At 74.2% G+C, this 13,472-nt stretch carries 12 protein-coding genes; 5 read left to right on the top strand and 7 right to left on the bottom strand.

Translation table 11 applies throughout. The features are described from left to right. The first annotated feature begins 2 nt into the window (after positions 1-2). Entirely contained in the window at positions 3-353 is a 351-nt protein-coding gene (locus ACE1OA_RS13225; protein WP_432752823.1) for a DUF1330 domain-containing protein, read from the top strand. 118 nt (positions 354-471) lie between these two features. Here the strand turns inward: ACE1OA_RS13225 and msrA are convergent, their stop codons facing one another. Both msrA and ACE1OA_RS13215 read right to left on the bottom strand, forming a co-directional pair. Beyond that, entirely contained in the window at positions 472-1,140 is a 669-nt protein-coding gene (msrA, locus tag ACE1OA_RS13220; RefSeq protein WP_356599293.1) for a peptide-methionine (S)-S-oxide reductase MsrA, read from the bottom strand. 94 nt (positions 1,141-1,234) lie between these two features. Continuing rightward, positions 1,235-2,341 (bottom strand): hypothetical protein, encoded by a 1,107-nt coding sequence (locus ACE1OA_RS13215; RefSeq protein WP_356599291.1) that lies wholly within the window; start codon positions 2,339-2,341, stop codon positions 1,235-1,237. 144 nt (positions 2,342-2,485) lie between these two features. Between ACE1OA_RS13215 and ACE1OA_RS13210 the strand changes: the two genes are divergently transcribed. Further along, complete coding sequence (locus ACE1OA_RS13210; RefSeq protein ID WP_356599289.1) at positions 2,486-3,640, top strand: cystathionine gamma-synthase; 1,155 nt, start codon at positions 2,486-2,488, stop codon at positions 3,638-3,640. Between the two features lie 204 nt (positions 3,641-3,844). Here ACE1OA_RS13210 and ACE1OA_RS13205 read toward each other — a convergent pair whose 3' ends face one another. The 3 genes from ACE1OA_RS13205 to ACE1OA_RS13195 are packed head-to-tail and all read right to left on the bottom strand — an operon-like array spanning position 3,845 to position 5,101. Continuing rightward, the gene (locus tag ACE1OA_RS13205; protein ID WP_432752822.1) at positions 3,845-4,096 is read right to left on the bottom strand and encodes a hypothetical protein; all 252 of its coding nucleotides are present in this window, start codon (positions 4,094-4,096) and stop codon (positions 3,845-3,847) included. Beyond that, positions 4,093-4,554 (bottom strand): sigma factor-like helix-turn-helix DNA-binding protein, encoded by a 462-nt coding sequence (locus tag ACE1OA_RS13200; protein WP_356599285.1) that lies wholly within the window; start codon positions 4,552-4,554, stop codon positions 4,093-4,095. The genes ACE1OA_RS13205 and ACE1OA_RS13200 overlap by 4 nt, the downstream gene beginning before the upstream one ends. A gap of 31 nt (positions 4,555-4,585) precedes the next feature. Then, on the bottom strand, positions 4,586-5,101 hold the full coding sequence (locus ACE1OA_RS13195) for a MarR family winged helix-turn-helix transcriptional regulator (RefSeq protein WP_147980945.1): 516 nt from the start codon (positions 5,099-5,101) through the stop codon (positions 4,586-4,588). A gap of 146 nt (positions 5,102-5,247) precedes the next feature. Between ACE1OA_RS13195 and ilvA the strand changes: the two genes are divergently transcribed. The 3 genes from ilvA to ACE1OA_RS13180 all read left to right on the top strand — a co-directional run bounded on the left by ilvA (position 5,248) and on the right by ACE1OA_RS13180 (position 8,594). Then, entirely contained in the window at positions 5,248-6,477 is a 1,230-nt protein-coding gene (gene ilvA / locus ACE1OA_RS13190; RefSeq protein WP_356599282.1) for a threonine ammonia-lyase, read from the top strand. A gap of 249 nt (positions 6,478-6,726) precedes the next feature. Next, positions 6,727-7,752 carry an ATP-binding cassette domain-containing protein gene (locus tag ACE1OA_RS13185; RefSeq protein ID WP_356599280.1) on the top strand — a complete coding sequence of 342 codons (1,026 nt, stop codon included), beginning with the start codon at positions 6,727-6,729 and terminating at the stop codon, positions 7,750-7,752. Continuing rightward, entirely contained in the window at positions 7,749-8,594 is an 846-nt protein-coding gene (locus ACE1OA_RS13180; RefSeq protein WP_356599278.1) for an ABC transporter permease, read from the top strand. The genes ACE1OA_RS13185 and ACE1OA_RS13180 overlap by 4 nt, the downstream gene beginning before the upstream one ends. On the opposite strand, the gene ACE1OA_RS13175 is transcribed toward ACE1OA_RS13180, so the two are convergent. Both ACE1OA_RS13175 and ACE1OA_RS13170 read right to left on the bottom strand, forming a co-directional pair. Next, positions 8,566-10,947, bottom strand: coding sequence for a protein kinase domain-containing protein (locus ACE1OA_RS13175; protein WP_432752821.1), 2,382 nt, complete (start codon positions 10,945-10,947; stop codon positions 8,566-8,568). The two genes, ACE1OA_RS13180 and ACE1OA_RS13175, sit on opposite strands and share 29 nt — an antisense overlap. A 121-nt stretch (positions 10,948-11,068) precedes the next feature. Then, the gene (locus tag ACE1OA_RS13170) at positions 11,069-13,456 is read right to left on the bottom strand and encodes a protein kinase domain-containing protein (RefSeq protein WP_432752820.1); all 2,388 of its coding nucleotides are present in this window, start codon (positions 13,454-13,456) and stop codon (positions 11,069-11,071) included. Positions 13,457-13,472: the final 16 nt, after the last annotated feature.

Here is a 13,472-nt window from a genome sequence, read left to right as displayed (position 1 = left end):
TCATGACCGCATACGCGATAGGCAACCTGCACCCCGGTCCCGTCCTCGACGACGAGGTCCTCACCTACATGGAGCGGATCCAGGAGACCCTGGACCCCTACGACGGGCGCTTCCTGGTCCACGGCGCGCCCGAGCGCGAGGTGCGCGAGGGGCAGTGGCCCGGAGCCGTCGTCGTCATCGGCTTCCCGTCCATGGACCGGGCGCGCGCCTGGTACGACTCCCCGGCCTACCGGGAGCTGATCCCGCTGCGCACCCGGCACATCCCGGGCGACGTGCTCCTGATCGACGGGGTCGCCCCCGGCTACGAGGCCGCCGCCACCGCGCGCGGCCTGCGCGAGGCCCGGAACCGCTGAGCGGCCGAGGGGACGGACGACGAGGACCCGCCCGGCTTCCGAGCCGGGCGGGTCCTCGTGCGATGACGTGCTGCCGGGGGTCCGGCCTCCCGGGGCGACGCGCCCCGCCCGCCCGGAGTTACGCGACCCCGGGAGCCTCGGCGACGCCGATCGGGCAGGAGACGCCCGTACCGCCGATGCCGCAGTAGCCGGCCGGGTTCTTGTCCAGATACTGCTGGTGATATCCCTCGGCGGGGAAGAAGGTGCGTCCCTCGACCGGGAGGATCTCCGTGGTGATCGTGCCGTGGCCCGACCCGGTCAGCACCTTCTGGTACGTGGCCCGGGAGGCCTCGGCCGCCTCCGCCTGGGCGGGGGAGTGGGTGTAGACCGCCGAGCGGTACTGGGTGCCCACGTCGTTGCCCTGGCGGAAGCCCTGGGTCGGGTCGTGCGACTCCCAGAACAGCTTCAGCAGCCGCTCGTACGACACCTTGGCCGGGTCGAAGACGACGCGGACGGCCTCGGTGTGGCCGGTGAGGCCCGAGCAGACCTCCTCGTAGACCGGGTTCGGCGTCAGGCCGCCCTGGTAGCCCACCAGGGTCGTCCAGACGCCCTCGGTCTGCCAGAACTTGCGCTCGGCGCCCCAGAAACAGCCCAGCCCGAAGTCCGCGACCTCGAACCCCTCGGGGTACGGGCCGAGCAGCGGGTTGCCGAGGACGGTGTGGCGTTCCGGAACGGCGAACTCGGGCGTCGGGCGGCCCTTCAGCGCCTGCTCGGGCGTGGGGAGGACGGGGGTGCGTGACAGGAACATGAAGCATCTCCTCGACGGTCGGCCCTCTCCACAACGCGCGGGGGCCGGGAGGGATTCCCCTCCCGGCCCCCGTCCCCGCGCGGTCGGCGCGCGGTCAGTGCGCGAGCGTCGCCGGGCTGCCGCCGTTCGCCTCGAAGGCCGCCACCGCGAGGTTCCGGTACACCGTGTACTCCGCCGCCGGGTCCCCGCTCATCGTCCACGGCAGCGCACCCACGTGGCCGTCCACGTGCACCAGCTGACGCATCGCCTCCGTCCACCGCTCCGCGCGGATCAGGAAGAGGACCAGCAGGTGGCGGACGTGGGCGAGCATCGGGTCGTCCGGGCGGGCCGAGTGGACCGCGTACAGGGCGCCGTCCATCGCCTTGGAGACCACCGCGGTCCGGTAGAAGTCCTGGACGAGCGCGATCTCGGGAAGGTGCTCGTACACCGCGAACAGCGGCAGCGCGGCGAGCAGCGAACCCTGCGGCGCGCGTGCGGCGGCGGTGGTGGCGAAACGGTCCGCGTCGGCGCGCGAACCGTGCCACTTCTCGCACCAGTAGTGCAGTGCCGCCAGGTGCGCGCCCATGTGCTGCGGAGCCCGGTCGATGATCTTGGCCCAGATCCGGTCGAACTGTTCGTGGCTGTCGCCCAGACCGCGCGCGACCGCGAGTTCGACGATGTACGGCACCGGGTCGCCGGGGGCGAGCAGAGCCGCCTCCTCGCAGACCTTGCGGGCCTCTTCGAGGATGATCCGGAACTCGTCGCTGCCCGTCGTGGACGAGCGCCACGCCTGCTGCACCAGGAACTCGGCGTGCACGGCCGCGCCGCCCGCGTCCTTGGGCGCCTCGGCGCGCCAGGCCCGCAGCCAGGCGCCGCCGACACCGGGCTGCTGCTGGAGTTCCAGCGAGGCCGCGCCGGCGAAGGCCTGGATCCGCTGCCAGCGGACCTCGCCCTCCTTCTCGGTGCCGGCGAGGAGCTGCGAGGCCGCCCGCCAGTCCCGGGTCGCCTGCACCACGTCGAGGACGTCGAGGAGGTCGTGGTCCGGGCCGGGCATCCGTACGTCCTGCTCCTCCTGGAGGACGAAGCCGTACGCCGCCGGGTCCGCGGCGTCCGGTGAGCCGGGGGCCACCTGCCGGATGCCGGCGCCGCGCCGGCGCCTCACGTACGGGGCGACGACCGCGAACAGCAGGCCCATCGCGAGCAGGAACCAGAGAATCTCCATACGTCCCATTGTCCCGTACGTCCCGTGGGAGCCCGTGCCCCGGGAGGCCGCCGCCGTGCGGGACGCGCCCCGCGGTACGGAGGGTGAGACACCGGGTGAGACGCGTGCGGCGCGGGGCCGTCCGCAGGACTACGCTCCTGCCTCATGAGCGACCAGCACTCCCATCAGAGCTTCGAGACCCGCGCCATCCATGCGGGCAACACCGCCGACCCGCTGACCGGCGCGGTCGTGCCGCCCATCTACCAGGTGTCCACCTACAAGCAGGACGGCGTCGGTGGGCTCCGCGGCGGCTACGAGTACAGCCGCAGCGCCAACCCGACCCGTACCGCGCTGGAGGAGAACCTGGCGGCCCTGGAGGGCGGCCGGCGCGGTCTCGCCTTCGCCTCCGGTCTCGCCGCCGAGGACTGCCTGCTGCGCACGCTGCTGGCCCCCGGCGACCACGTGGTCATCCCGAACGACGCCTACGGCGGCACCTTCCGGCTGTTCGCCAAGGTCGTGCAGCGCTGGGGCGTGGACTTCTCCGTGGCGGACACCTCCGACCTGGAGTCGGTGCGTTCGGCGGTCAACGACCGCACGAAGGTGATCTGGGTCGAGACCCCGTCCAACCCGCTGCTCGGCATCACCGACATCGCCGCGGTCGCGGACGTGGCCCGCACGGCCGGCGCGAAGCTGGTCGTCGACAACACCTTCGCGAGCCCGTACCTCCAGCAGCCGCTCTCGCTCGGCGCCGACGTGGTCGTCCACTCGCTGACCAAGTACATGGGCGGGCACTCGGACGTCGTCGGCGGCGCGCTGGTGACGGCGGACGAGGCGCTCGGCGAGGAACTGGCCTACCACCAGAACGCGATGGGCGCGGTCGCCGGTCCCTTCGACTCGTGGATCGTGCTCCGCGGCATCAAGACGCTCGCCGTCCGCATGGACCGGCACAGCGAGAACGCCGGCAAGATCGTCGAGATGCTGGTCCAGCACCCGAAGGTCACCCAGGTCCTCTACCCGGGGCTGCCCGAGCACCCGGGGCACGAGATCGCCGCCAAGCAGATGAAGGCGTTCGGCGGCATGGTGTCGTTCCGCGTCGAGGGCGGCGAGGAGGCGGCCGTCGAGGTCTGCAACCGCGCCGAGCTCTTCACCCTGGGCGAGTCCCTGGGCGGCGTCGAGTCGCTGATCGAGCACCCGGGCCGGATGACCCACGCGAGCGTGGCGGGCTCCGCCCTGGAGGTCCCGGCGGACCTGGTCCGGATCTCCGTGGGCATCGAGAACGTCGACGACCTGCTGGCCGACCTGCGCCAGGCGCTGGGCTAGCCGACCCGGCCCCGGGGCGCTGTCCGGGGCACGCGCGTCACGGTGCGCGGTGCGGGACCCCCGTCGAGGGGTTCCGGGCCGCGCACCGCGCGCTTCCGGCGCCGGCGCCCGTCCCCGGACGGCCCGTGCGCGAACGCGACGGTCCCTGTACGGGTCCGTTGGTCCGTCCCCCGTACGCGACCGCCCGCGGCCGGGGAGTGGGCGTCACCAGCCTTCGAGGGGCGGTGTCGTCCCTGCGGGCGGGACCTCCCAGGGCCGTACGACCGAGGCCCACACCACGAACACGACGACGGCCGCGGCCAGCAGCGCCCACAGGGTCCGGCGTACCGCCCGGTCCCGGCGCAGCAGCCGGGTCCCGCGCTCGACGGCCTGCGCCGCCAGGTCGCCGGGGACCTGCGGGTGCGGGGTCTCCAGCATCCGCCGGACCTCGTCCTCCTTCTGTTCGTGCCGGGTCATGACGCGATCCTCCCGGTCCCGGCGCGCAGCGCGGAGACGGAGCGGGCGCAGACGGCCCGGACCCGTTCCTCCGGCAGTCCGAGCAGCGCCGCCGTCTGTTCCTCGGCCACGCCCTCGTAGAGGCGGAGCACCACGACGAGGCGTTCCTGCGGGGTGAGCGCGGCCAGGACACCGCCCCGGCCCCGGTGATGACGCCAGGCGGCCCGGGCGAAGCGGGCGGCCAGGTCGGCGCGGGTGCGGTCGTAGGGGTCCTCGCCGCGCATCCGGTCCCACTGGGCGTAGGTGTGCGCCAGGGACGCGGTCAGCAGGGCCTGGGCGTACGGGTTGCGGGTGCGGGTCTCGGCGGTGAGCAGGGTCGCGGCATGCAGCAGCCGCCCCGCGGCTCCCGCGACGAATGCCTCGAACTGCCGGGTGCGACGGTGCTGTTCGCCTCTGTGACCCTCCTGCCGATCTGCCACGTCCTCATATGAGGACAGGGCGCGCCCCAGGTCAAGAGGTGGTGGCGGACTCCGTGTCGGAGGCGGGCGGGAGACCCGACTGGCGCGCGGACAGCGCCGAGTTGAAGCGGGTGAGCAGCGTGCAGAAGGAGTCGCGCTCGTCCTCGGTCCAGCCGTCCGTGACCTCGGCCATCAGCTGGCGGCGGGAGGAGCGGACCTCTTCCAGGCGGGTCAGGCCGCGGGGGGAGAGCTGGAGCACGACCGCGCGCCCGTCCTCCGGGTGGGAGGTGCGCTTGACCAGGCCGGTGTCCACGAGCGGGGCGACCTGGCGGGTGACGGTGGACGAGTCGATGCCCATGCCCGCGGCGAGTGCCTTGACGCCCATCGGACCCTCCTGGTCCAGGCGGTTCAGCAGCAGGTAGGCGGCGCGGTCCATGGAGTTGCGGAGCTGGCCGGTGCCGCCCAGCCGGGTCTGTTCGGCCCGGCGGGCGAAGACGGCCACCTGGTGCTGGAGGGCATCGAGGAGACCGGGGTCAAGCTCAGTCGTCATGTCCTGAGATGTGGGCATGGCTGTGGGGATCTCTCGTCCGGTGGTCGGTTGGTGGGGGACAGAGTACGCGGACGGGCGCTGGTGCGTACCGGCGCTGCGCAAACCCGATGGACGGCCCGGGTTCCGGGCGGCCACGGTGCCGGTGAGCTGCGAGACTTGGTGTCATGAGCTTCCGTGTCACTCGCCCCTTGCACTCCCTGATCCTCGACGACGTGCGTGGGGCGCAGAAGATGCTCTCCGGGGTGGCCCGGGTCACCGCGATGGAGGGCAGCCGCCACCTGTCCTCCCTGGTGGGGGCGCCGGTGCACCTCAAGTGCGAGAACCTCCAGCGGACCGGATCGTTCAAGCTGCGCGGCGCGTACGTGCGGATCTCCGGGCTGCGGCCCGAGCAGCGCGCGGCCGGGGTGGTGGCGGCCTCCGCCGGCAACCACGCGCAGGGCGTCGCGCTGGCCTCCTCGCTGCTCGGGGTGCGCTCCACCGTCTTCATGCCGGTCGGCGCCCCGCTGCCGAAGGTCGCCGCGACCCGGGAGTACGGGGCGGACGTCCGGCTGCACGGTCATGTCGTGGACGAGACGCTGGCGGCGGCGGAGCGGTACGCGGCGGAGACCGGCGCGGTGTTCATCCACCCCTTCGACCACCCCGACATCATCGCCGGGCAGGGCACGGTGGGCCTGGAGATCCTGGAGCAGTGCCCGGAGGTGCGCACGATCCTGGTCGGCGTGGGTGGTGGCGGGCTCGCGGCGGGTGTGGGGCTGGCGGTGAAGTCGGTGCGCCCGGACGTGCGGGTGGTCGGTGTCCAGGCGGAGGGCGCGGCCGCGTACCCGCCGTCGCTGGCGGCCGGGCATCCGGTGGCGATCGAGGCGCCGTCGACGATGGCGGACGGGATCCGGGTGGGGCGTCCCGGCGACGTGCCGTTCGCGCTCGTCCGCGAGTTCGTCGACGAGGTGCGGACCGTCTCCGAGGACGCCCTCTCCTCGGCGCTGCTGCTCTGCCTGGAGCGGGCGAAGCTGGTGGTGGAGCCGGCCGGCGCGAGTCCGGTGGCGGCGCTGCTGAGTGATCCGAAGGCGTTCCAGGGGCCGGTGGTGGCGGTGCTGTCCGGCGGGAACGTGGACCCGCTGCTGATGCAGCGGATCCTCCGGCACGGCATGGCGGCCGGGGGCCGCTACCTGAGCCTGCGGCTGCGGGTCACGGACCGGCCGGGGGCGCTGGCGACGCTGCTCGCGGTGCTGACGGTGGTCGACGCGAACGTGCTGGACGTGGGCCACGTGCGGACCGACCCCCGGCTGGGTCTGACGGAGGCGGAGGTCGAGCTGCACCTGGAGACGAAGGGGCCGGAGCACTGCGTGGAGGTGCGGGACGCGCTGCGGGACGCGGGGTACGTGGTGCTGGGCTGACACCGGCACGTGCCGAGCGGCGGGCGACGGCCCGGTCCGAACGGCTCACGCCGGGCACGCTCCGAGCGGCGGGCGCTGAAGACCCTCCAGGTCTTCGGCGCCCGCCGTTCGCGCTTTCCCGGAGGGGTGTCTTGTGTGTCGCGATGTATCGCGTTACGGTGTGGCCCGAGTCACACATTCGCTGGGCGCGGCCGGCCCTTCAAACCTAAACTTGGGTGGAAAACGCCCGAATCCCCTGGGAGAACCCACATGCCAGGCGCGATCTACGCCGAAGGTCTGGTGAGGACCTTCGGCGACGTACGAGCTCTGGACGGCGTCGATCTCGACGTACCCGAGGGCACGGTCCTGGGCCTGCTCGGCCCGAACGGCGCGGGGAAGACGACCGCCGTGCGCGTGCTGACGACCCTCCTGAAGCCGGACAGCGGCAGGGCCCTGGTCGCGGGGATCGACGTCGTCGAGCACCCCGACCGGGTCCGGCGCGCGATCGGCCTCTCCGGTCAGTTCGCGGCCGTCGACGAGTACCTGACCGGCCGGGAGAACCTCCAGATGGTCGGCCGGCTCTACCAGATGGACGGCAAGCGGGCGAAGGTCCGCGCCGACGAGCTGCTCGAACGCTTCCACCTCGCCGACGCCGCGGACCGCACCGCCAAGACGTACTCCGGCGGCATGCGCCGCCGGCTCGACCTCGCCGCGGCCCTGGTCGTCTCGCCGCCCGTGATGTTCATGGACGAGCCCACGACCGGCCTCGACCCCCGCAACCGCCAGTCGCTCTGGGAGGTCATCCAGGAACTCGTCGCGGGCGGCACGACCCTGCTCCTGACGACCCAGTACCTGGAGGAGGCCGACCACCTGGCCCACGACATCTGCGTCGTCGACCACGGCAAGGTGATCGCCCGCGGCACCTCCGACCAGCTCAAGGCCCAGACCGGCGGCGAACGGGTCGAGGTCGTCGTGCACGAGCCGGAGATGATCCCGGACGCCCGGGAGGTCCTCGCCCACTACGGCGTGTCCGGCCGCGGTCAGGCCGAGGTCTCCGTCGAGCACCACATCCGGCGGCTGACCGTGCCGGTCAGCGGCGGCGCCAAGCTGCTCGCCGAGGTCATCCGCGAACTGGACACCCGCGGCGTCGAGATCGACGACATCGGTCTGCGCCGGCCCACCCTGGACGACGTCTTCATCTCGCTGACCGGCCACGCGGCCGAGCTCGCGGAGGAAGAGGAGAACGGCGTCGCGGCCGAGGGCCGCAAGCAGCACCGGAAGGAGACGGCCAGGTGACCACCTTGACCGACGCGGCCGCCGCCCCGAAGCAGCGCGGCGCCCTCACACAGTCCGTCAGCGACTCGCTCGTCGTCGCCAAACGCAACCTGATCCGGATGACCCGCATCCCGGAGATGGTCATCTTCGGCCTCATCCAGCCGATCATGTTCGTGGTGCTGTTCAGCTACGTCTTCGGCGGCTCGATGACCATCGGCGGCACGAACTCCCCGGCCGTCTACCGCGAGTTCCTGATGGCCGGCATCTTCGCCCAGACCGTCACCTTCGCCACGGCGGGTGCGGGCGCCGGCATCGCCGACGACATGCACAAGGGCCTGATCGACCGCTTCCGCTCGCTGCCCATGGCCCGCGGCGCGGTCCTCACCGGCAGGACCCTGGCCGACCTCGTGCAGACCGCCCTCACCGTCGTCGTCCTCGCGGTCGTCGCCCTGCTGGTCGGCTGGCGGATCCACGAGGGCATCCCGAAGGCCCTCGGCGCCTTCGCCCTCCTGTTGCTCCTCGGCTACGCCTTCTCCTGGATCGGCGCCCTCATCGGCCTGTCCGTGCGCACCCCGGAGGCCGCCACCTCGGGCGGACTGATCTGGCTCTTCCCGGTCACGTTCATCTCGATCGCCTTCGTCGACTCCAGCCAGATGGCGTCCTGGCTCCAGCCCATCGCCGAGTGGAACCCCTTCAGCGCCACCGTCCAGGCGTGCCGCGTCCTGTTCGGCAACCCGGGCGTCTCGACGTCCGACGCCTGGCCGATGCAGCACCCGGTGTGGGCCTCGATCCTCTGGTCGGTGCTGATCATCGTGGTGTTCCGGACGCTGGCGGTCAGGAAGTACCGGTCGGCGACGGCGTGACGCCACCCGCGCGGGGGAGGTAACCCGAGACGACCAGGCCGTCGGAGAGGGAGAGGAAGACCGCCCCTCCGGCGGCCACGGCCTCGGCGTCGCCGGTCAGGGAGACACCGTCCGGCACGGGGGGACTGAGGACCGGGATGTCCTGCGGCCTCGCGGGCGGCCCGGACACCGGGACGGCCAGGACCTCCTGCCTCCCTCCCGCCAGCACCTGGTCCCCGGCGAACCAGACCCGCCCGAGAGGGGCACCGGCCTGGGTCACCCATTTCTGCGCGCGCCAGCGCTCCCGCCCGCTGTCCAGGTCGTAGGTGACCACCCGGCTCCCGCCGTCGACCAGCGCCACCACGCCGTCCGCGTTGACCGCCGGCCCCGCGGTGATCGTCAGATCCGCTCCCAGGGTGCGCCGGGGGCGCAGGGTCCCCGCGTCGAGGACCGTGACGCCGTCGTCCGGTCCCGCACCGCAGAGCACGCTCTCCCCGTGCACGACGACCTCTCCGCAGACGAGGTCGGCGGCGCCGCGGGCCGTCTCCCTGCCCGTCGCGGCGTCGAGGGCCACCGGCCTGACCCCGAGCGGGACGATCACCCGGCCCCCGCCCGCGACCAGCTGCTCCGGAACGCCGTCCAGCCGCGCCCTCCACAGCTCCCTGCCCCCGTCGGCGAGCTTCACGGCCGTGACCAGACCCTTCGTCTCGTCGCCCGGGTCGAGGTAGCCGGAGTAGAGGACGCCGTCGACGAGGTCGGTGCTCTTCAGGGCCCAGCGCCCGCCCGGCGCCGCGATCCTGCCCCGCTGCCTGCCGTCCTTCAGGCCGTAGGCGACCACACCGTCCGGGCCGGTGACGTACGCCGTGTCGCCGACGACGGCCGGATAGCCGGCCGGCGACCGGATGCCCTCGGCGTCGGTCAGCTCCCGCCCGGGCACCGACCACAGCTTCTCGCCGTCCGCCGCCCTCAGCGCGACGGCCGAGCCGGCCGTGCCCGGGCAGAGGAGCACCTCGGGGGAGAGGGCGCAGCCGGTGACATCGGTGTCGACCTTGGTCGTCCAGGGAGACCAGCCCGCCGGTCGGTACGCGCGGTCGGTACCCACCGTGCCGAAGTCACCGGAGCGGCCCTCGCCGCCGTACGGCTGCACGACCTGGCTCAGGGTCCTCGGCGTGCTCGGCGCCGGGGAGCCGGCGCTCGGCGAGGATCCGCCGGCCGGCCCGGCCGTGGCGCCCGCCCCTCCGGCCGTCCCGCCCGCCGTGTTCCCCCGCCCGCCCTGCCGGTCGACCAGCACCGCACCGACCGTGGCCACGACCGCCACCGCGACGGCGGCGGCCACCCACCGGCCCCAGGGCCGCCGTCGCGGCTCCGGCACGGCGGCGGCGGCGGGCCGCTGCCCGAGAGCCGTGGGGGAGTACGGCACCACCGGCGCGAGCGTCGGCAGGTCCGCCACGCCCGCGCCCGAGGCGGCCGCCTCCCCGATGCCACGGGCCGCCTCCCCGTGCTCGGCGAGCAGGGACAGCACCCCGCCCGGCCACGGGAACACCTCCGGTGCCTCGGCGCCGAGCAGGCCGACCAGCTCCGCCGCGGTCGGCCGGTCCGCCGGATCCGGCCGCAGGCAGCGCTCCACGACCGGCCGCAGCTCCTCCGGCACACCGGACAGGTCGGCCTCCGCCCGGCTGATCCGGAAGATCACGGCGGCCATCTCGTCGTCGTGGAACGGCCCGCGCCCGCTCGCGGCGAAGGCCAGCACCGCGCCCAGGCAGAACACGTCCGACGCCGGGACGACCGCCCGGCTGCCCGTCAGGTGCTCCGGCGACATGAACCCGGGCGAGCCCACCACCAGGCCGGTCGAGGTCAGCGCGGTCGCCTCGAAGGCCTGCGCGATGCCGAAGTCGATCAGCTTCGGCCCGCCCGGTCCCAGGAGCACGTTCGCCGGCTTCAGGTCCCGGTGCAGCACCTTCGCCTCGTGGACCGCCCGCAGCGCCCGCGCGAGCGCCGCGCCGAGCGCCCGTACCGCCCCGGCCGGCAGCGCACCGGACCGCACGACGGCCTCGGCGAGCGAGGGCCCGGGCACGTACTCGGTCGCGAGCCAGGGCGCCGGCGCGTCCGCGTCGGCGTCGACCAGGCGCGCCGCGTACGGGCTGCTCACCGCCCGGGCCGCCGTGATCTCGCGGCGGAACCGGGTCCGGAAGTCCCCGTCGACCTCCAGGTCCCCGCGGACCGTCTTCACCGCGACCATCCGGTGCGGATCGGCCGTCGGCTCGTCCGCCCGGCAGGCCAGGTGGACCTCGCCCATGCCGCCCGCGCCGAGGCGGGCGAGCAGCCGGTAGGGGCCGACCAGCCGGGGCGGGCCGGGGGGCAGTGCTTCCAGCACCGAACACGTCCTTTCGGGGGGTGCCAAGGGTGGCTTGCCGATCTTGCGGTGTCCTGCCGATCAGCCCGGATCGGCGGGACACCCCCTGAGGGCTGTCCCGCAATCCCCGGCGGGACAGCCCTTAACGGGGAAGTTCCACCGCGGACACGACGCCGCGGTCGAAGACGACGTAGGCGATCCCGCCGACCGGGAGCACCTCGGGCTGCCGGATCTGCTTGTGGAAGAGGACGCCCCAGTTCAGGTCGTAGGCGTCCTCCTCGGCCCGCGGGCCGGGAGCGCCGGGCACGGGCGTCGTCCGCAGGCCCGCGGGCCTGCCGTCCGCGCCGAGGCGCACGGTGTGGAGAGCGGAGTAGTCGGCCCACACCACCTGGTCGCCGGCGAGGAGCGGACGGGACAGGCCCTGCTTCAGCCCCGCGGGGGCGGCCCCGGTCGGGTACGACCCGAGGACGCGGCCGTCGCGCGGATCGCGGATCGTGAGCCTGCCGTCCAGGACGACGACGGCGTTCGGGCCGATCACGGAGGGGGCCGGCTCCGCCACGGCGGCGGGGACGCTGCCCTTCTCGGCCAGGGTGGCGGAGTCGAGGGCGTGCAGCCGCCCCTTCGGCCGCGAGACGTCCGCGCAGTAGGCCGAAGGGCCGAGGACCATCAGCTCCCAGCACTGCTGGGCGCTCGGGTCGACCTGGCCGTGCACGGCGCCGGTCTTCGCGTCGAAGGCGGTGAGACCGCCGTCGGTGAGCGCGTACACCAGGCCCTTCGCGTAGGCCACCGGCTCGTACGGCCGCTTCTCGGAGTCGGCGAGCGTGTTGTTCGTCAACGCCTTCCTCCACAGCACCCGGCCGTCGGCCAGGGAGAAGGCGGTCATGCCCACCCGGCTCGACCCGGCGTCCTCGCCCTCGGCCGTCGTCGCGAAGACCACGCCGTCCGCGACGATCGGGCGCGTGCCGGTCCCCTGCGCGTCCCACGCGTCCTTCTTCCAGCGGACGGCGCCGGTGACGGCGTCCCGGACCTCCAGCCCGTCCGAGGAGGCGAGGACGACGGACGTGTCGTGAACCGTCGGCCGGGTCGCCCCGCCGGCGATCCACGTCTCGCCGTTCGCGGTGATGTAACTGAAGCCGTTCCGGTTGCCCTCGGTGCCGGCCGCCTCCCACAGCTTCCTGCCCGTCGCCGGATCCAGCGCCTCGAAGCGTCCGTCCGTCCTCCGGCACACGAGCACCCGCTCCCCGGCCGAGCATCCGAACGCCGGGGCGCCCAGCCTCGTCCGCCAGGGCTTCCAGCCCGCCGGCCGCTGCGCCGCGTTCTGCGGCACCACCCCCGACGCGTCCGCCAGGCCGCGGTCGTCCACGCCCGGGATCCGCAGCCCGGCGGGCGCCGGCGGCGCCGCCTTCGGCGGCGGCGTCCGCTTCGGCCCGGCGCCCTCGGGCCACAGCAGGTAGGCGCCGATCCCGCCGGCGGCCACCGCGAGCGCCACCACGGCCGCGATCAGCGCCCGGCGTCCCCGGCGCGGGGCGGCGGCAGGCGCCGGAGCCACCGGTGCCTGGGTCGGTACGGAGTGCGGTCCGGGCGGCCCGGACGTCACCACGGGCCCGCCCGGCAGCGGCAGCAGCGGCCCTCCCGAGGCCACCAGCCGCGCCAGCTCCGCCCCGTACTCCCCGATGTGCTCCCGTACGCCCTGCGGCCAGGACGGCGCCCGCTCCCCGCCGAGCAGCTCCACCAGCCGCTCGGGGGTCGGCCGGGCCGCGGGGTCGAGGGCCAGGCACGCGCCGATCACCTCGCGCAGCTCCTCCGGGACCCGCCCCAGGTCCGCCTCGGCCTGCGAGACCCGGTAGAGGACGGCGGCCAGCGGGCCGTCGCCGAAGGGGTCCTCGCCGGTCGCCGCGTAGCAGAGCAGGGAGCCGAGGCAGAAGACGTCCGAGGCGGCGGTCACCTTCCGGGCGCCCGCCACGTGCTCGGGCGACATGAAGGCCGGGGTGCCGACCATCATCCCGGTCGCGGTCATGGTGGTGGCCCCGCTGCTGCGGGCGATCCCGAAGTCGATCAGGCGCGGCCCGGTGACGTCGAGCATCACGTTGCCCGGCTTGAGGTCACGGTGCAGGACCCCGGCCGCGTGCAGGTCGGCGAGTGCGCGGGCCACTCCCGCGCCCAGCTCCCGCACCGTCGCCACGGGCAGCGGGCCCTCCCGCCGCACGGCCTGGGAGAGGCTGGGGCCGGGCACGTACGCGGTGGCGAGCCAGGGCACCTCGGCGTCGGCGTCCCCGCCGACGGGTGCGGCGGCGTACGCGCTCCGCACCACGCCCGCGACCTTGATCTCGCGCCGGAAGCGGTCCCGGAAGCCCGGGTCGCCGGCGAAGTCCCGCCGTACCGTCTTCAGGGCGACGTGGACGCCGTCCGCGGCGCCCTCCCGGGTGTCCCGGGCCAGGAAGACCTCGCCCATGCCTCCGGCGCCGAGCCGCGCCAGGACCTCGTACGGTCCGATCTGCCGTGGCGCGCCCTCGCGCAGCGGTCCCAGCACGCTGTCGTCCCCCCTG

This window comes from Streptomyces sp. JL2001, assembly GCF_050917515.1.
Classification (GTDB): domain Bacteria; phylum Actinomycetota; class Actinomycetes; order Streptomycetales; family Streptomycetaceae; genus Streptomyces.
The sequence above is the reverse complement of the archived record's forward strand: the minus strand, read 5'-3'. Positions and strand labels throughout refer to the sequence as shown.

Bases quoted from the DNA above. Each gene is read 5' to 3' on its own strand.
- msrA (WP_356599293.1), bottom strand. From the start codon at position 1,140: ATGTTCCTGTCACGCACCCCCGTCCTCCCCACGCCCGAGCAGGCGCTG.
- ACE1OA_RS13210 (WP_356599289.1), top strand. From the start codon at position 2,486: ATGAGCGACCAGCACTCCCATCAGAGCTTCGAGACCCGCGCCATCCAT.
- ilvA (WP_356599282.1), top strand. From the start codon at position 5,248: ATGAGCTTCCGTGTCACTCGCCCCTTGCACTCCCTGATCCTCGACGAC.
- ACE1OA_RS13205 (WP_432752822.1), bottom strand. From the start codon at position 4,096: ATGACCCGGCACGAACAGAAGGAGGACGAGGTCCGGCGGATGCTGGAG.
- ACE1OA_RS13215 (WP_356599291.1), bottom strand. From the start codon at position 2,341: ATGGAGATTCTCTGGTTCCTGCTCGCGATGGGCCTGCTGTTCGCGGTC.
- ACE1OA_RS13185 (WP_356599280.1), top strand. From the start codon at position 6,727: ATGCCAGGCGCGATCTACGCCGAAGGTCTGGTGAGGACCTTCGGCGAC.
- ACE1OA_RS13225 (WP_432752823.1), top strand. From the start codon at position 3: ATGACCGCATACGCGATAGGCAACCTGCACCCCGGTCCCGTCCTCGAC.
- ACE1OA_RS13195 (WP_147980945.1), bottom strand. From the start codon at position 5,101: ATGCCCACATCTCAGGACATGACGACTGAGCTTGACCCCGGTCTCCTC.